The sequence below is a fragment of the Hanstruepera marina genome (assembly GCF_019880635.1).
Lineage (GTDB): Bacteria > Bacteroidota > Bacteroidia > Flavobacteriales > Flavobacteriaceae > Hanstruepera > Hanstruepera marina.
The window spans coordinates 1,395,254-1,414,274 of sequence record NZ_JAINVX010000001.1; the positions used below are offsets into that span (position 1 = coordinate 1,395,254).

The 19,021-nt window shown below is 33.4% G+C and carries 12 protein-coding genes; 8 read left to right on the plus strand and 4 right to left on the minus strand.

The annotated features are described in order from the left end of the window. Positions 1–498 precede the first annotated feature (498 nt). Entirely contained in the window at positions 499–825 is a 327-nt protein-coding gene (locus K7G76_RS06545; protein ID WP_134200220.1) for a YegP family protein, read from the minus strand. Between the two features lie 424 nt (positions 826–1,249). Here K7G76_RS06545 and K7G76_RS06550 point away from each other — a divergent pair, with 424 nt between their 5' ends. From K7G76_RS06550 to K7G76_RS06585, 8 genes are all read left to right on the plus strand, one after another. Then, positions 1,250–1,891 (plus strand): DUF6266 family protein, encoded by a 642-nt coding sequence (locus tag K7G76_RS06550; protein ID WP_103052474.1) that lies wholly within the window; start codon positions 1,250–1,252, stop codon positions 1,889–1,891. A gap of 408 nt (positions 1,892–2,299) precedes the next feature. Next, positions 2,300–3,049, plus strand: coding sequence for a hypothetical protein (locus K7G76_RS06555; protein WP_223033357.1), 750 nt, complete (start codon positions 2,300–2,302; stop codon positions 3,047–3,049). Positions 3,050–3,344: 295 nt separating this feature from the next. Next, on the plus strand, positions 3,345–4,469 hold the full coding sequence (locus tag K7G76_RS06560; RefSeq protein ID WP_223033358.1) for a helix-turn-helix domain-containing protein: 1,125 nt from the start codon (positions 3,345–3,347) through the stop codon (positions 4,467–4,469). Between the two features lie 151 nt (positions 4,470–4,620). Then, positions 4,621–5,445, plus strand: coding sequence for a CPBP family intramembrane glutamic endopeptidase (locus tag K7G76_RS06565; RefSeq protein ID WP_223033359.1), 825 nt, complete (start codon positions 4,621–4,623; stop codon positions 5,443–5,445). A gap of 2 nt (positions 5,446–5,447) precedes the next feature. Beyond that, on the plus strand, positions 5,448–7,799 hold the full coding sequence (locus K7G76_RS06570; RefSeq protein WP_223033360.1) for a TonB-dependent receptor: 2,352 nt from the start codon (positions 5,448–5,450) through the stop codon (positions 7,797–7,799). A 105-nt stretch (positions 7,800–7,904) separates the two neighbouring features. Beyond that, positions 7,905–8,696, plus strand: a complete 792-nt coding sequence (locus tag K7G76_RS06575) for a head GIN domain-containing protein (RefSeq protein ID WP_223033361.1) — start codon at positions 7,905–7,907, stop codon at positions 8,694–8,696. 142 nt (positions 8,697–8,838) lie between these two features. Continuing rightward, on the plus strand, positions 8,839–10,002 hold the full coding sequence (locus K7G76_RS06580; RefSeq protein ID WP_223033362.1) for a helix-turn-helix domain-containing protein: 1,164 nt from the start codon (positions 8,839–8,841) through the stop codon (positions 10,000–10,002). 126 nt (positions 10,003–10,128) lie between these two features. Then, the gene (locus K7G76_RS06585; RefSeq protein WP_223033363.1) at positions 10,129–12,549 is read left to right on the plus strand and encodes a TonB-dependent receptor domain-containing protein; all 2,421 of its coding nucleotides are present in this window, start codon (positions 10,129–10,131) and stop codon (positions 12,547–12,549) included. 298 nt (positions 12,550–12,847) lie between these two features. Here K7G76_RS06585 and K7G76_RS06590 read toward each other — a convergent pair whose 3' ends face one another. From K7G76_RS06590 to K7G76_RS06600, 3 genes are all read right to left on the minus strand, one after another. After that, positions 12,848–16,273 carry a 4Fe-4S binding protein gene (locus K7G76_RS06590; protein ID WP_223033364.1) on the minus strand — a complete coding sequence of 1,142 codons (3,426 nt, stop codon included), beginning with the start codon at positions 16,271–16,273 and terminating at the stop codon, positions 12,848–12,850. Between the two features lie 85 nt (positions 16,274–16,358). Next, positions 16,359–16,913, minus strand: a complete 555-nt coding sequence (locus tag K7G76_RS06595; protein ID WP_223033365.1) for an OsmC family protein — start codon at positions 16,911–16,913, stop codon at positions 16,359–16,361. Positions 16,914–17,098: 185 nt separating this feature from the next. Then, complete coding sequence (locus K7G76_RS06600; RefSeq protein ID WP_223033366.1) at positions 17,099–18,949, minus strand: sigma 54-interacting transcriptional regulator; 1,851 nt, start codon at positions 18,947–18,949, stop codon at positions 17,099–17,101. Between the last annotated feature and the right edge of the window lie 72 nt (positions 18,950–19,021).

Genomic DNA, 19,021 nt, shown 5'->3' on the forward strand with positions numbered 1-19,021 from the left:
AATAGATTTTAAAACCCAAAAGCGGATTATTCTATATTGCAAACGCACAGCAAGAGTAACGCATTCAGTCAGCTATTTCAGCCACGACACAACCCATTTTTAAATTGGCAATTGCTCGTTAGTAAATTTTATAATCCTCAATTTCCTTAATCTACTTAAATCCTTATAATTAAATAGCGTTAAGCACTCACAATTGCTAAAATTTAAAAAAGGTAGCCACCCTTCAATAGCTTCATTCAATTGTTACACTTGCTTTCCCACGCTACACCCACGCTAAAGCCACCGGCATCAAAAACCTGCGCCACCCTTGCGTTTTCAACGTAGGTGTGGTAGCCCTATCGGGCTATTTTCCCACACCACCCTTGCTCAACTCGCTGGCGGCTCGCTATTATGGCTATCGCCATACGCTACGCGATTACCTGCTAAAGAAACATTGTCGAAAAAAGAAAACCCTCGAAAAGAGGGCTTTACTATTATGGTGTTGATTTTAGTTTAAACTTAAACTTCCACAACAGAAGCATTTGGAGCATTAGTTTTAACAGAAGCTATACCATTTTCCATTCCAGAGGAAGACTCATACATTTCACTGGTCCCAATCACTTGTCCATTACTGGCTTTTAAATTGAAATAATGTTTACCATTACTTGATATTTTTCTATCGAATTTACTATCATCTTGCGAATTTTTCCGAACAGATTCAATACCATTCATACAACCAGCTTTTGCTGAATAACCTTCACTTGCTAAAATAGTTTGACCATTGTTAGCTTTTAACCTAAAACGATACTCATTTCGAGCATCTTGGTATACTTCAAATTTTGCCATAATACTTTTATTTTTAATTACCCATAAATATACGGAAAAGGAAAAAAAAGGTTGCAAAGATAGATGGCTTCTTTCACCCCACGCTCTTCATACTATAAAGTTCAAGCCCTACGGGTTTTGAAAAAAATCTTGCCCCTTTGGTCAGGCGCAAATTTCAAAACCCTTTCCATCAGCAATATTTTTTCCAAAAAACTTGACAGTATGTCAACGCCATCAAAGAAACGGCTTTCTTTTTTCTCTTTTTCTTTGTAAAAAAAATATTCATTTTTTTATTTCTGATGCAAAAGGAAGCAATCTAAAGCAACAAAATCCATATCCAACGAATAGCATAAAAGTTGCCATATATTTCAACGGAAGGTACAACTTCGTGTCAAGTCCGTACCAAGTCCGAAGAAAAGTAAGTTTCATTTAAATTATTTATGTTATGGGTAAAATTGCTCAAGGAATTTTAGGAGGGCTTTCCGGTAAGGTTGGAAACATTATCGGTGGAAGCTGGAAAGGAATTGACTACATCAGAATTAAACCTTCAAGTGTAGCCAATCCAAGAACTGTAGGTCAGGTAAACCAAAGAAACAAGTTTACTGTGACTTTAGAATTTATTCAAGCTGTTAAACCATTTATTCAAAAAGGGTATAAGTTTTTAGCAGTGAAGAAAACAGCATTTAATGCTGCGATGTCTTATGTGTTAAATAATGCCATCACAGGAGTCGAACCAGACTTTGAGGTGGATTATGCAACCGCATTAGTAAGTAGGGGAGGTTTATCAGCTGCCTTGAACCCTTCTACAGATCTTGCAACAGCTGGAGAGGTAACTTTTAACTGGGATGATAACTCTGCTGAAGGTAACGCCAATGCTACCGATAAAGCAATGTTATTGGTTTACAATCCATCAAAGAAAGAATCTATTTCTTTAACAGATGGAGCAGACAGAACAGTAGGAACTCAAATTGTTGCAATACCAACAACCTACGCAGGAGATACTGTAGAGCTATTTATGGCATTTATAACTGCCGATGGTAGCCAAGTATCAAACAGTACTTATTTAGGCTCTGGGATAGCCAATTAATAGCTTGGTGCTTTTATTTGAAAACCGCTCAAATCGAGCGGTTTTTTTATGCTATATTCGTAAATGAATTTATTAATGATTGCTCTTGTTTTACTCTTTTTATGAGTTTTTTGTATCCTATTTGTTGCCCAAACACGAGAAACCCTTTAATTTAAAGAAAAGTTAAATATTGTATCGGGAAGTAATGATTTGTATTTGTGATAGTATCATACGATACTATCAAATATGAAACCGCCTTATCCCTTATCTTATTAGTTTTTCATTAATTAGATTTGTATTAGACATTTATCTCTTACGCTATAACCACACCATAAGCATGATATAATTACGCTATAACCACGCTATAACCCTTATTTTAAATTTTTGTATATTGCTATACATGAGGTGTTTAACTTAAATACAGGAGTTATGGCAAAACAGAAAGGTATTTTACCATTTGTAGGTACATTGGGCGGCTTAAATTTTTACTATTTGCACGGCAAACCTGTTGTTAGACAAGCTGGTGGAGGTTTTAACGCGAAAGACATCAAGAATAAGCCTAGTATGCGTCGTGTACGAGAAAACAGTAGTGAGTTTGGGCATTGTTCTGCTGTTAATAAAGCTTTTAGAATGGCGTTGCGACCTTTTTACAAAGGCTATAAGTTTACACATTTTCATAGTAGGTTGATGAGTTTGTTCACACAGTTGAAGGATTTGGATACCGTAAGTAAGCGTGGTGAACGCCGGGTTGGGCAGGGTGTTGCCCATAGCAACGGACTTACACTGTTTAAACAGTTTCATTATACATCTGAATGTGATGTGAAGCGTGTTCTGCCTTTTACTTATGCTGTTGATGCTACTACTTTTGAATTGACTATTTCTGAATTTCATATTAAGCAAGTTGGTTTTATAAAGGGTGCTACACATATTGAATTAACCTATGGTGTTTTGGATATGGATTTTAATACGCTGGATTTTGATTTGCATCTTGCAGATACTCTAGTGTTGGATAAGCATTTTGCTGGAAGTATTGTGTCTTTAATACCCAATAGCATGCCTATTTCTTCTGGGACTTTACTTGCAGTGCTGGGTGTACGGTTTTATCAAGAGGTTGATGGCGAATTGTATGTTTTGAATGCGGAGAATGGAGTAGGGATTATGGTTTTGAAGTGTTTTTAGAAAACTTTTTTGATAGATTTGCTCCATAATTAATGAGTAAGTGATAAAAAGTAGAAATTTAAAAACAATCCAAAAAAACAGGGTTAGAATTTAGGGTAAAATTATTGTTCTAGAAATGGTTGCCCAATTAGTACCACGATTCCAAAACGATATTAAAGATGAATCAAAGAGTAAGTTGTGGTTTTTGTGATCGTAATTGTGATTGGTAACAATTTAATAAGAAAACAGTCTTTAGTATAAAATAGGCTAATATTAATATGTTTAACTTTAAACAAAATAGATAAATTGCTTTTTGATGGAATTTGTACTAAACATCGGCATTGTATTAGCCTTTTTTTTAGGAATCCTTTTATTTTCTAAAAAAGATAAGGTGCTTCCGGATAACCTTATGGCTATTTGGTTATTTTTTATTGGCATTCATCTAACAGGCTATTTCTTATTCCATAAAGGGTATTGGGAAACGTATCCGCATCTTATTGGTGTTACAGCGCCATTACCATTTTTATATGGGCCTTTTTTGTATTTATATGTGCTATACTCAATTAAAAATGAATCACATTTAAAAAAAGTTGATTATCTACATTTTTTACCAGCCTTAATATCTTATTTACTAATGTTTCATTTCTTTTTCTTCTACTCGACAGAGGAAAAAATTCAAGTTTATAAAGGAATAATTGATGACTATAATGGTACATTAGCATCCATTATGTTGGTAGGGTTTATAGTTTCAGGAATAACCTATACTATTTTAGCTTACAGAAAACTTGTAAAAAGAGAAATAGTAGTAAAAGAGAATTTTTCAGAAATAAATCAAATTAATTTAAAATGGTTGCAAAATGCCATTATTGGAATGGGTTCATTCTTTGTCGTTGCAACTATTGTTTCTGTTTTTAGAGAGATTATTGGGTTTCAATTTCCTTTTAATGCAGATATTTTATTTTATTCCATTATAGTTGCTTTTGTAGTTTATATTGGCTATTCAGGCATTAAGCAAAAGGGGCTGTTCGCAAACCAACCCATACAAGAAGAAGAACTTGTAAAAACCGAAAGTGAATACAAAAACTCTAGCTTAAAGAGCGATGATGCCACCAAAATCCACAATGAATTATTGGTTTTAATGAAAGAAGATAAACCTTATTTAAACCCTAAATTAACAATTAGCGAATTAGCACAAGATTTATCAACTTCCACTAATCATTTATCTCAAGTGATAAACCAATACGAAAAAGTCAATTTTTATGATTTTATAAATAAGTATCGTGTTGAAGAGTTTATAGAAAATGCCCAAAACAATCCTGAATTTAGCCTTTTAGCAAATGCTTTTGATTCAGGTTTTAATTCAAAATCCACTTTTAATACAGCTTTTAAGAAAATAAAATCTGTTACACCTTCACAATATTTATCTGGCTTAAAAAGCTAGATGTATAGTGCATAATTTCTAATTTAATTAAGCTATAAGACGTCCTGTCTTATAAGTTCGTACAACTAAAAAGTTCAGACTTTCACGTTAAGGCGATGCGCCTTTGTTTTTGATAAATATTTGCATCAGAATAATTTTAAAAACAGAGGTTATGAACTTCAAAATATACAATCAGGCAACTTTATTTTATGTACTATCAACAGCAATTCCTTGGCTGTTGTGGTTTACAGCAGGTTATATAAGTCATATAGAATCTAATAGTAATTTATGGCAACTATCTGCTAGTATTATAGCTTTTATAGGTTTATTGGCACCTGTTGGCATTGCATTGCTTCTTGCAAAAGGCAATCAAGAATTGCTTTCTGATTTTAAGCAAAGAATCTTCAATTTCAAAAGAATCAAACCCACTTACATTGTGATTACGTTTCTGCTTATGCCTTTAAGCATTTTATTAGCTCAAGGTGTTTCACTTTTGTTTGGTTACAGTATTGAGCAATTTCAATTGGCCAAATCATTTTCATTTACATCAGGCGTATTTCCTGTTTGGTTTATGTTGGTTATTGCACCGCTTTTAGAAGAATTGGCGTGGCATTCTTACGGAACAGATTGTTTACGAGCTAGATTCAATCTTTTTAAAACGTCCTTATTGTTTGCATTGTTTTGGGGTATTTGGCATTTTCCTTTAGCCAGTATAAAAGATTATTACCATAGCAATTTGGTAGAAGATGGATGGTTGTATTCGTTAAACTTTCTAGTAAGCTTGTTTCCTTTCGTAATTATTATGAATTGGATTTACTACAAGGCAAATCGCAACATCATTCTACCTATAATATTTCATATAGCAGCAGGCTATTTCAATGAGGTTTTCGCTACCCATCCAATGAGCAAAGTGTTTCAGACTTGTTTACTGTCTGCTTTCGCAATCTATATAATCTATAACGACAAGAGTTTTTTCTTTAATCATAAAACCATTTAATCATGAAAAAAATAATAATAATAACACTAATCGGTATCATAGGTTTTTGTGGGCTTTCGTTTTCACAAAGTATTACACAAACCGTTAAAGGAACAGTTCTAGAAAAAGGAACAGGAACACCAGCAGTTGGAGCAAACGTTGTATTGCTGAATTCACAACCATTAATAGGTGCAATGGTAGATTTTGATGGCAATTTTATTTTGGAGAACGTACCAGTTGGCAGACAAAGTTTTCAAGTATCAATGCTTGGATATGAAACAATGCTCATCAGTAATATTTTGGTGAGTTCAGGAAAGCAAACGGTGCTAAACATAGAACTTCAAGAGGAAGCTACACAGTTAAATGAAATAGTATTAGCACCTAGAAGACAAAAAGAAAAGCCTATTAATGGGTTAGCATCAGTAAGTAGTCGTCAATTTTCAGTTGAAGAAAATCAACGTTTTGCAGGAGGTATTGATGACCCTGCGCGTTTAGTGTCGTCGTTTGCAGGTGTTGTAAGTCCTTCCACAAAAAGTAATGGTATTTCTATTAGAGGGAATGCACCTTCTGGTTTATTATGGCGTATTGAAGGTGTTGAAATACCTAGTCCTAATCATTTTGCTGATTTAGATATTGCAGGTGCTGGAGCCTTAACAGCATTAAGCAACAATGTTTTGGGTAATAGCGATTTTTATACAGGAGCTTTCCCTGCCGAATATGGTAATGCTATTTCTGGAGTTTTTGATATTAATTTGCGGTCTGGCAATTCAACCGAAAGGGAGTATTCCATTCAGGCAGGAATATTAGGCCTTGATTTTGCATCAGAAGGTCCTTTCAGTAAAAACAACGATGCAACTTACTTATTTAACTATCGCTATTCTACATTGGCTTTAATAGGTTCTTTTCTTCCTGATGATGCTGGAATTCTTAAGTATCAGGATTTGTCTTATAAAATCAAGTTACCAACAGAAAAATCTGGAACATTTTCTTTATGGGGATTGGGTGCTTATGATAGTATTGATGCCGAAGCTGTTCCTATTGAAGAAAGAGTCTCTGAAGATGATGGTTGGGAATCAAAATTATCTCAATACCTGTTTGCTTCTGGGCTTAATCATAAAATTAGAGTTAATGATGTATCAAATCTTAATTCAACGCTATCGGTTTCTGGAAATGGCATGTCGTTTAAAGAACAATATATTGATGATAGTAACACACTAAACTATTTACCATCCACTACAAAAAAGAATGGTTATAAAGTAACATTACAATCCCATATTAATTCTTATTTCAGCGAAAAACATTACAACCGAACAGGGTTTTACGTAAACTATTTAGGTTACGATTTAAATGTAAACAGTGCTTCAGATGAGCAAAATACAACGCCTGTAAATATTGTAAATGAAAAGGGGAATTCTATGTTGTATCAATTATTTAGTCAATCAAGATTTCAATTGTCTAATAAGTTTCAGTTGAATGCTGGTTTTCATATGCAGTATTTCAATTTGAATAAAGATGTGTCAATAGAACCACGTATTTCTCTAAAATATGAGATTAATGAAAGGCAAAACCTTGCTTTAGCTTATGGATTGCATAGTCGAATAGAATCGCTTCCAATTTATTTTGTGAATGACAATGGCAACCAACCTAATAAAGATTTGAAATTCATGAAATCAAATCATTTCGTTTTGTCTTATAATACGATGCTTACTGACAACTTGAAATTAAGCATAGAACCATATTATCAGTATTTAACCAATGTTCCTGTAGAAGAAGATGGGTTTAAATCGACACTCAACATTCAGAACAATTTATACTTTGAAGAGACATTAGTTAGTACTGGTACGGGTAGAAATTTTGGTATTGACCTGTCTTTAGAGCAATACTTAAATAAAGGATTTTACTATTTACTTTCTGCTTCTGTTTTTGATTCAAAATATACAGGAAATGATGGTGTTGAAAGAAATACCAGGTTAAACAAAAACTATGGTTTTAATGCGCTTGTAGGGAAAGAATGGCAAGTAGGTAAATCAAAAAACAATCTATTGAGTGCCAATATCAGACTCAATTATTTAGGTGGTAATCGATTGGTAGCTATTGATGAGCAAGAATCTATAGCAATGCAAGAAGTGGTATATGGTGAAACAAATGGCAACCTTTCATTTTCAGAAAAACTTCCAGATACCCCAATTACATCATTTACGGTTTCTTTCAGGAAAAATAAACCGAAACATGCTTCGGTATGGTCTTTACAAGTTATCAATTCATCACAAACAGAAGAATTTGATAGTCATATTTTCAATTTAAATACCAATAGAGTTGAAAAAGAATTTAGTACTACTGTAGTTCCAAGCTTGTCTTATAAAATTGAGTTTTAGGTTGGGGCAGTTAATAGTTCAATAAAAAGAGTACGACTTTACAAAGTCGGTCGATTTTAAATGATTTCTAATAGACATTTGTATAATAAATTAAAATTTTAAAAAATGAAAACAAGAGAAGTTAAAACAATAAGTATGAATAATAAAAATCAATCAAAGAACGAATGGAACCCTTTAAACTTTCAATGGATGCCATTGGTTAAATTAAATCAAGAGTTAAACTTAAAAACAAAAACAATGAAAAGTTTATTAATGTTACCAATACTAATATTATTGGTATGTACTACATCGTGTTCAAACGATGATGACACACTTTTTGGTTCAGGAAATTTAACAACAGAAACAAGAGCTGTTGATACCTTTACAAAAATAGATAGTGAAGGCGTTTTTGAAGTAACAGTTAGCCAAGGCACAACGCAATCTGTAGAAATCACCGCTGACGACAACATTATTGGTCAGGTAAGAACAAGTACAAGCAACAATGAATTAAGGTTACGTTTAAATGAAAATTATGATTACAGAAATATTACGGTTCGTGTGAATATTACTGTAAATAATTTAAACGGGTTAACAAATTCTGGAGTTGGAGATATGTATATTCATAATATTGATAATAATGGTGCTTTTTCAATAGATAATGAAGGTACTGGAAATATTGAAATTGATGGAGTATCAACAGGTTTAACTATTAGAAATCAAGGATCTGGCGATATTTCTGGTTTTGATTTTCTAGTAAATGATTGCACTATAGATATTGAAGGTTCTGGGGACGTAAAAATTAACTGTTCAGATAATTTAGATGTTGATATTGAAGGAAGTGGTAACGTGTATTTTAAAGGAACACCAACCATAAATACAAATATTACTGGATCTGGAAGTGTAATTAATGCTAATTAATAATAAAAGAGAGTTTTCAACTTTTTGATTAAAAGCCTGATTCATTTCAGGCTTTTTTGTATTTCTGTTTTGTCTTTAATAAAAAAATCTAATCATTTAAATCCCTACTTTTGTGAATAAGACATAATATTTTATTCTGTTCATGAAAGATTTAACATTTGATAATTTAATCAGTGTAATTATTGTTTTTATTTCTTGGATATTAATTTTGTTTTTACTTACAATAAAAACAAAAAAGAGATTAAGCAACTTCCTTCTCATTGCTTTTTTGTTGGTTAATGCGCAAGATTCAAGTGGATTGTTTGCTTCATTTTTTGTATACCCCAAATACCCTGGTTTGGGTATGTTAATAAACAATACCGTTTTTTTTAAGTTACCACTACTTTATTTGTATTTACTCTCTGTAATATACTCTGATTTTAAGCTTAAACCGAAACATTTACTACATCTATGGGGGTTTGTGATTAACTTCATCATTCTGTGGCCTGATTATTTTTCGGTAGATTCAGAAGGCAAGCGGAACTTTTTACAAGCCAATGCTGAAGGGCACGAATTACTTGCCATAAAGCTATCTTATATATTGGTGCACATACAAATAGCATTATACGGTGTTTTATGCTTTTTACTCATTAGAAAATATAAAAGACTGCTTCTTGAAAATTTTTCAAACGCAAGTCTTTTCAATTACAAGTGGCTATTTCAATTGGTTGGTTTACTGATGTTAGATGCTTTAATAGCTACCTTTAAAAATATTTTTATGTTCATGCATATTCAAGAAGCTTATGATTATACCTATTTTGTTACCTCTATGCTAACCTTGGGGTTAATTTCTTGGATGGTCTTAAAAGCGCTCCACAATCCTGAATTGTTTAGAGGTGTAAAATCGGATTTACAGCTCATCAAAAATATCGCTTCAGAGCAGGTTATTAGTGCTTCTGAAAATAAAGCTGTAGAAGAGACGAAAGAGATCATACGATTAAAAACTTACATGAAGACTAATGAGCCTTTTCTCAACCCATCTTTAAGTGTGGAAGAGTTAGCTTCCCAAATTAATGTGCCTACTAAAGAGCTTTCTATTCTTATAAATCATGATCTAAACCAACATTTTTTTGATTTTGTGAATTCTTATAGAATAGAAAAAGCCAAAGAGCTATTAATAAGTCCAGAAAAAAAAGACTTCACTATTTTGGAAATATTGTATGAAGTTGGCTTTAATTCTAAATCTTCGTTTAACACAGCATTTAAAAAGTATACGGGTAAAACACCAACAGAGTATCGCAAAACACGCTTAAAATCAGGCGCTTAAAAAAAGCCGAACGTGTGACCTTATAAAGTCGAACGAATTTGTTTTTAAAAAAGCGTTCGACTTTTCATAGTCGGTCGATTTTCAATGATTTCTAAAAGACATTTGTCTCATAAAATCATAGAAATCATGAAAGCTACAATCAAAATTCTTTTAGCCGTCTGTATTTATTTAACAACAATACAAGGCTATTCTACAGAAACAAAATGGACAATATCTGGGTCTGTTGTTGAACAACAAACCAACTATGCAATACCTTATGCAACGGTTGCATTGTATTCCAAAAATGATGAATCATTAATAACTGGTGTTATTTCTGATGACAATGGAATTTTTACAATTGATAGAATAAGTCAAGGAAGTTATTTTTTAAAGATAAGTTTTATGGGCTATAAAGACTATGTTATAGATCCATTAGAGTTAAATACTTCCGAAACAACTATTAATTTAGGAGTTATAGCACTTGAGCAAAACTACGAAGCACTTGAAGAAGTAGTTGTAAAATCTAAAACAAAAGCCATAAGAAATAGAATTGACAAACAAGTGTTAAGTGTATCTTCAAATTTAACAGCTACAGGCGGTACTGCTGTTGATGCATTAAAACTTTCGCCATCTATTCAAATAGATTCTGATAACAATGTAAAATTAAGAGGAAGCACAAAATTTATTGTTCTTATTAATGGTAAACCAACCACATTAAGCGCACAAGATGTATTAAAACAAACACCTGCAAATAGTATAAAAGATATTGAGGTAATAACCAACCCATCTGTTAAATACAATGCCGAAGGTGGTGCAGGTATTATCAATATTATTCTAAAAAAAGGATATGCTAGTGGCTTTAATGGAATGGTAAACGCATCCGTAGGAACAAAAGATAAATACTCTGGAGATGTAACTGTTAATTTAAACAAAGAAAAAGTGAGTTATTCATTTGCGGCCGACTGGAGAGACTACACCAAAACTGCAAATAATAATTATTACAGAACATTATATAATGAAGACAACACGCATTATGCATCAATGCTACAGGATAGAAGTATTAATGACTCTAACCTTGGATTTAGATTTGGAGTAGATTATAACCCGAATGAAACAAATAATTTTTCTTATTCCTTTCATACAGGTTATAATGAAACTAGCGGCTCTATTCTTAATACAAATTCAGGATATACTATACCAGAAAGTACAGAGGAGCATAAATACAATCCTTTCAGAATAAAGTTAAAACCAACATTCTTTACCAATAATTTAGGGTATAATAAAACACTCAATGAAACGGGTGATAATCTTTCGTTTAACCTTTACTATTCGTATATAGATTATGATCTTAACAATGAACAAGAATCTTATATTACTGATGAAAATCAAAATATAGTAGATACTGAACCTTATAGATTAACCATATCGAATAAGAATAACAGTAACGATGTAAGATTTGATACAGATTACACAAAAGTGTTTTCTGAAAAAACAAGTCTTGAGACAGGAGTTTCTTACCACTTATACAACCGTTTTTTAAACGTTGCATATTCTGAATTTGATTACGATATAAATGATTGGGTAGATAATCCTGATTATACAAATAAGTACAATTTTGATGAAACCGTTTATGCTGCTTATGCCAATTTAAATACTACTTTTTTTAATGATATAGTGGCTTCCATTGGGTTAAGATTAGAATATACAGATAGACTCTTGAAGCGTAAAAGCTCCAATGAGCAGTACAAATATCATAAAGCTAATTTCTTCCCAGGATTGTCACTATCAAAAGATATAAATGAAAATAGCAACTTAAAACTGGCATTAACCAATAGAATAAATAGACCTGATGAGTACATGATGAATCCATTTCCTGAATTTATAGATGACTATTTCTATTCAGAAGGAAATCCATACTTAACCCCTGAAATAGTTCGAAATCTTGAATTAGGTTACAGCTATAGCAAGGAAAAAACATCTATTTCATCTAATTTATATTACAGAATTACGAAAGATAAAATAGACCAAAAACTTACACTAGAAGACGATGACAAGATTCATACCATGTTCCATAACGATGCAGGTGATAAAACTATTGGTCTTGAGACTATGTACAGTTTTAATGTAAAAGACTGGTGGAGTATTAATGCAAATGTTAACCTGTTTTATTATGATGTATGGGCAAACATTGAAGGTGTTAAAAATCAAAACGACGACTTTTCTTGGACAAGTCAATTAGTCAATTCATTTAACATTAACGAAACGACTTCCATTCAACTTATAGGTTATTATGCAAGTAAAACAGCACGATCCCAAGGCGAGTTGAGTAATTACTATTTTTTAGATATTGCTGCAAAAAAACAATTCCTTAATGGAAGACTATCAGTAAATCTTCAATTAAAAGACGTGTTACAATCTTTAAACTATGAACTTAAAACCAATACAAGTAATATGAATTTGCTAGGAGATTTTAATAATGAATCACCAATTGCATTGTTAAACATTAGCTATAAGTTAAGTAACTATAAAAAGAAAACTAAAGATGTTCAAACAGAGTTTGATATGTAATATTGAAGATATTTCCAATAGATAAAGCCTGAAATTTTTCAGGCTTTTCCTTTTTAAATCTTTTTTAATATTTGAAGCAGGTAATAAGTTGTTCGTCAGCTGTTCCATTTTGTTCCATAAAGCATAATCACAAATGCGATGCATTGGAGTTTTTTGTTATAAAAAGCTTAATCCGAGCGTTTTTTGTGTTATATTTTTCATGAACAATTTTAGTTTAATCTATGTGTTTTTTGTGCCTTATTTGTTGGTTAATAACGTAATATATTAAGTAGTTAATATTGCATTGGTGTAGTGTTTTTCAGCTATTAAAACACGTATTTTTCGTAGGTTTTGGTATATCTAAAGTGGCATACTTTTGAAAACGTGCATTGACGGATTTTTGAAGTTGTTGAACATGTTGTTTGTTGTCTGCTATTTTAGTAAACCTACTTTCCAGTTTTAAATAATCTTCAATAGGTAGTGTTGGAAATTGAGAATCCAATTGTAAGGTGTTTAAGTCTTGCTCTTTTCGTCTTGGGTCATTTCTATATAATAACCATTGTCCTGATGCTACAGCAGCTTTATGATATTTGCTTGGGCTTTTCATGTCGATACCATGATTGCTACTATGACAATAGGCTATTATTATGGATGGTCCGTTAAAGCTTTCGGCTTCATTAAATGCTTTTAAGGTTTGCTCCTGATTGGCACCTATGGCCACGGACGCGACATATACGTTTTCGTAATTCATGGCTAGCCAGCCTAAATCCTTTTTTTGTTTGTGTTTGCACCCAAAAGCAAATTTGGCTTGTGCTCCTAGTGGCGTGGCTTTCGAGGCTTGGCCTCCTGTATTATCATACACCTCGTTGTCCAGAATTAGGATGTTGACGTTTTCGCCTGAAGCCATAACATGGTCTAATCCACCAAAACCAATATCGTAAGCCCAACCATCGCCACCTACAATCCATACGCTCTTTTTGACTAGGTTATCGGCTATGTTCAACAGTTTTTTTGTGTTAGGTGAATTAATTTCGTGTAGCTTTTCTTTTAGAATTTCTACACGTTCACGTTGTTCAATAATTTCCTTTTCATTGTTTTGAGTTGCTTTTAATATATCATAAGCCAGATCGAAATCCAAAACGGGCAATAAGGATTCCAATAGTATTTTGGCTTGTTTTTCTAATTGGTTAATAGACATTCTGTAGCCTAAACCGAATTCGGCATTATCTTCAAAGAGTGAGTTTGACCAAGCAGGTCCTTGACCCTTACTATTAGTTGACCATGGCGTAGTGGGTAAGGCGCCACCAAATATGGAGCTGGAACCTGTAGCGTTGGCAATAAGCATACGGTCACCAAATAATTGGGACATCACTTTTAGGTAGGCCATTTCACCACAACCTTTATCGCCATTAGCATACTTAAATAAGGGTTCTTGTAGTTGTTGCTGGCTTACTTTTTCTACGTTGATTTTGGATCTGTCAAATTCTGGAATGGTTTTAAAATGCTTCCAATTTGCTAATTCCTCTTGATGTGTTTTTGTTTTGCTTAGTGCGTTAGATGGACAAATATCCATGCAGTTGTTACAACCATTACATTGTTCTGGATTTACTTGAACGGTGTAATTTAATACATCAAAATCATGGGATGTGGTCTGCTTAAACATATTGGGTTTCCCTTCCAGATATTTATCATCATACACTTTAATACGTAAAGCCGATAATGGGCAAGCCATGCTACAAGCACCGCATTGTGTGCAAGTGTCAGGATTCCATGAAATGGTTTCGGTATTATTGATTGTTGAATTGGATAGCGCTGTGTTTGTTGGATAAGTACCATCAATTGGGAGTAGGCTTACCGGAACATCGTTACCTTTATTAAGTAATAACTGACCTAAAAGTGTTTGATTAAAATTTGAGTCGAAATCTGCTATAACATCGTTTGCATTGTAATCTATTGTTTTATCGACTTGATAGATGAATTCCTTATATTTAGAAAACTCGTTTTTAAACGCATAATCTAACTTTAATGCTAGAAAGCAAGCGTGTATTGCAGAAATATCATTGTTTTGCTGTTTGCTGGAGGCTTTTATTTCTGTGGTATTTACCGTTAAAAGGCTAATATTTTTTTCAATAATTTGATACTGCTGGTTAGCGGAAAGCTTTTGCCATAGTGCTTTTGTTGAAAGCTGCGTATTGACCAAAATGGTTCCACTTGTTTTGGCTTTAGTCATAATGGTATCGTTCTGAATTAATTGTAAATCTGAACAACTTATGAAGTCAGCTTGCGTTATAAGATATGGTAAGTTTATAGGGTTATTATCAATTCTTAAATGGGCTTCGCAACAGGTATCTGATTTTTTATAACTTCTAGTAATGTAGTTCTGAACAAAAACATCTTTTTGATAGCCTAAAAGCTTGGTTATGGTATTAAAACTGTTGATGTCCACTTTTGTTTTTTCCTGATAAAAAATAGCTTCGTAGTTATCATTATCTAGTTTAAAAGATTTTGGATAATTCAGACTTAAATGCGTTACATCGTCATGAATCCCAATGGTGAAATTATTTTTGGGTTGATCTTGTTTTAAATTTTGAAAAATAGTTGTGACCATAGATGGCGTGAATTCTTTTGAGGATAGTCCATAACGTCCTCCAACTACTTTTGGCATTACAGTAATTTCATTATTTTGGAAAGCTTGATTTACGGCTTGTACGATATCTAAATACAGTGGTTCTCCTGTTGAGCCTGGCTCTTTGGTTCTATCAAGTACAGCGATTGATTTTACAGTGCTAGGTAAGGCTTTTAAGAGGTGTTTTGCGCTAAATGGTCTAAATAAGCGTACTTTTATCAGACCTAATTTTTTGCCATTTTTGTTTAATTGATTGATTGTTGTTTGTATGGTATTGCATGACGAAGCCATAGCAACGATTATTTGCTCGGCTTTGGGATGACCTGCATAGTCAAAAAGCTTGTATTGTCTGCCGGTTAAAGTGGCGAATGCGTCCATTTTTTCTTGAACTATTTCAGGACACGCATTATAATGCGTATTGACTCCTTCTCGGCTTTGAAAGAACACATCTGGACCTTGCGATGTGCCTCTAATGACGGGGTTATTAGGATTTAAGGCTCTGTTTCTATGCTCTTTTATGTGTTTGCTGTCCATCATGTTTTGGATAACACTGTCTGGGATTACTGCTATTTTATTCATTTCATGTGACGTTCTGAAACCATCAAAAAAATGCACAAAAGGTATTCTGGATTCCAATGTTGCCGCTTGAGCTATCAATGCAAAATCTTGAGCTTCCTGAACCGAAGAACTACCTAATAGAGCATAACCTGATTGGCGCACGGCCATAATATCGCTATGATCGCCAAAAACAGAAAGGGCATGGGTTGCGATGCTTCTTGTGGCTACATGAATAACATTTGGTGTTAATTCACCAGCTATTTTATACATATTGGGAAGCATTAACAATAAGCCTTGTGAGGCTGTAAAAGTAGTTGCCAACGAGCCTGTTTGTATTGCACCGTGCATGGCTCCAGCAACTCCGGCTTCGCTTTGCATTTGAAATGCTGAAGGTGTATTGTTAAATATGTTTGTCTTGTTTTCTGCACACCATTGTTCTACCATTTCACTCATCTCTGATGCTGGTGTGATAGGGTATATAGGGAATATATCGTTTGTTTTAAAGGCTATTTGAGCTACTGCTAGATTGGCATTTAATATGGTGTGGGATGCAGTTTTCATTTTTTAGTGGATGGGAGGGTGATTTAATTTTGAAACAAAAAATGGCTGATCACGTTTTATGATTCAGCCATTTTTTAGGGATTTACTACTCCTTTACAATTTCAATTGAAACTGGAGTTGGGTTGGTAATCATGTCGAAAACTGGAGAGAATTTTGCTAAATTTTCCAATTGTTCAGCTGAAGCGTCAGACTTAACTTTTAATTTAAAAGTAATACCGTTGAATCCTGTGCGTACTTCTGGATCTAATCCTAAAAATCCGTGTAAGTCAGCATTACCTTCTAAAGAAGAAGAAGCGCTTTCGATGTCAATTCCGTTTGCAGCCGCATGGTAAACCATGGCACCAGTTAAACAAGATCCTAAAGCATGTAATACTACTTCTGGAGGTGTTGCTGCCTCATCTTGGCCTAAAAGGACTTGTGGGTGACTGCATTCCATAGTGAAGGTTTCTTCACGTGATGAGTCTTCTGCACCTGCACCATAAAAACTTTTGATACTTGATACACAATGTCCGCCATCGATCCAGTTATTTTTAGCTCTAAATTGAAATTTTGCTAATTCTGGTTGTTCTTGAATGTGACTAATTGTTTCTACTAATTGGTCTACGTTTACTCCGTTTTTAACATTTGCTGTTGTAATCATTTTTTTAAAATTTAAATTGTTAAACATTTTGTTGTTAATATATATGCAGTTGCTGTGCCAAGCTTCGTAAATATCAGTAAATCAAATAGTTAAACAATAATTAACGATGTTTTTATGTAACGATATTTCGTTAATTAATGAAATGTCGTTAGTTTATTTCCGAGATATCGTGAATTTCAGGAGGTTTAGATAGGTCTTTCTATACCTAAAGCTTTTATTCTTGAAGCGAGAGTAGTAGGTGGTAGTTTTAAAAGCTTGGCAGCACCATTTTCACCAGATATTTTCCATTTGGTACGTTTTAGTGCACGTTCAATATTGGCTTTTTCAATTTCTATAAGCTCTGGCGCTGTATAGATTGTGTTGGGTGTTTGTATGCTGGTGGCTTCTTGTTCTGTTTGTTCTAGTGGAATAATGGATTGCCAAGAAACGGTATTGTTTTGCGAAATAATTATGGCACGTTCTATTAAATTTTGGAGTTCACGAACATTTCCTGGCCAATTGTAGTTTATAAAGGCAGTTTTATCGTCTTCTGACGGAAGATTTATAGGTCTGTTCAATTCACGCGAAAATTCTGTAATCATGTGTTCAGCTATCAAACAAATATCATTACCTCGATTACGAAGCGGTGGAACTGTAATGGGAAACACATTTAATCTATAGAATAAATCTTCCCTAAATTTTGTATCCTTAACATGTTGCATTAAATCGCGATGTGTAGCCGCAATGATACGTACATCAACTTTAATGGTTTCGGAGCTGCCTACTGGATCAAATTCACCTTCTTGAATAACCCGTAACAGTTTGGGTTGCAGTTCCAAAGGTAATTCGCCAATTTCATCTAAAAAAATGGTTCCTTTATCAGCTAGAAGAAAGCGGCCTTTTCTAGTTGTGGTTGCTCCCGTAAATGCCCCTTTTTCATGACCAAAGAGTTCGCTTTCAATTAAATTGGTTGGAATAGCACCGCAATTAATGCGTATTAAAGGTTTGTCCTTTCTATCACTTAATTGATGTATGGCTCGGGCTACAAGTTCTTTTCCTGTACCTGTTTCGCCATTAATGAGAACGGTAGCATTGGTAGAGGCAACTTTATTGATTAGCTGTAGTACCTTTTTCATACTTTTATCTTCAGCGATAATTCCATGATCGCTAGTAAGCTCTTTTATTTCTTCTTTAAGGTACTCGGTTTGCGAGGTTAAAAATTCGATTTTATCTTCAGCTTGAAGCCTATCTTGTATATTTCTTAATATTAAGGTGTAGAAAGCGGTTGTGCTATCTCCCCATTTGCTTATGGTTCCTTCGTTTAAGGTTTCTGTTTCGTTGGAGCCTATTACCTTAATAACATCAGGTAAGTAATTACTGCTTAAGGGTTGGTCAGTATTCAAATTGTTTTTTATAAGATTTTGAATACTATTGGCGCTGCTTTCATCTAAAAAGAATAATAGATTGCGTTGAATAACGTCTTCGTTTTCAAACAATACATTGGCTGAAGGATTGGTTAGCAGGATTCTAAATTTTTCATCAAACATGATAATGGCATCCATGGCACCATCAATCAGCCCACTTAACTTGGAGTTGGCTATTTCCAAAGCTTTTTTTGATGAGGCTAGATTTTCCTGTATGATATCAATATTGCGATGTCTTTTAATAAGTACAGATAAAATACCTTGTGAAAACCCAATATCATTAGAGATAAGTTGAAAAAAATGCTCTCTATAAATTTTTAAAACATGGGTTTCTTCTAAAGTAGTTATTGAAGCCGAGCGTTTGTTACTGTCAATTAAGGCATATTCACCAAAACACTCGCCTGCAATCATGTGACCAAATACGTGATTTTTTTCATGTACTTTAACACTGCCTGATAAAATAATGTACATGTATTCACCTACATTACCTTTTTCAAATACTAATTTATTTTTTCTAAATGTCTCTTGTTCCAGTACTGTGGTTAAATGTTTAAGGGAACTTTTGTTGACTTCAGAAAAGAAAGGAATGTTTGATAAAAACTCAATTAGATTTTCAGTAGCTAGTTTAGGCATGTTCTAAAAATTGTACTATAAATATATTAATATTTATCGTAGTTATCCTATCAACTTTTAAATTGAGAATTA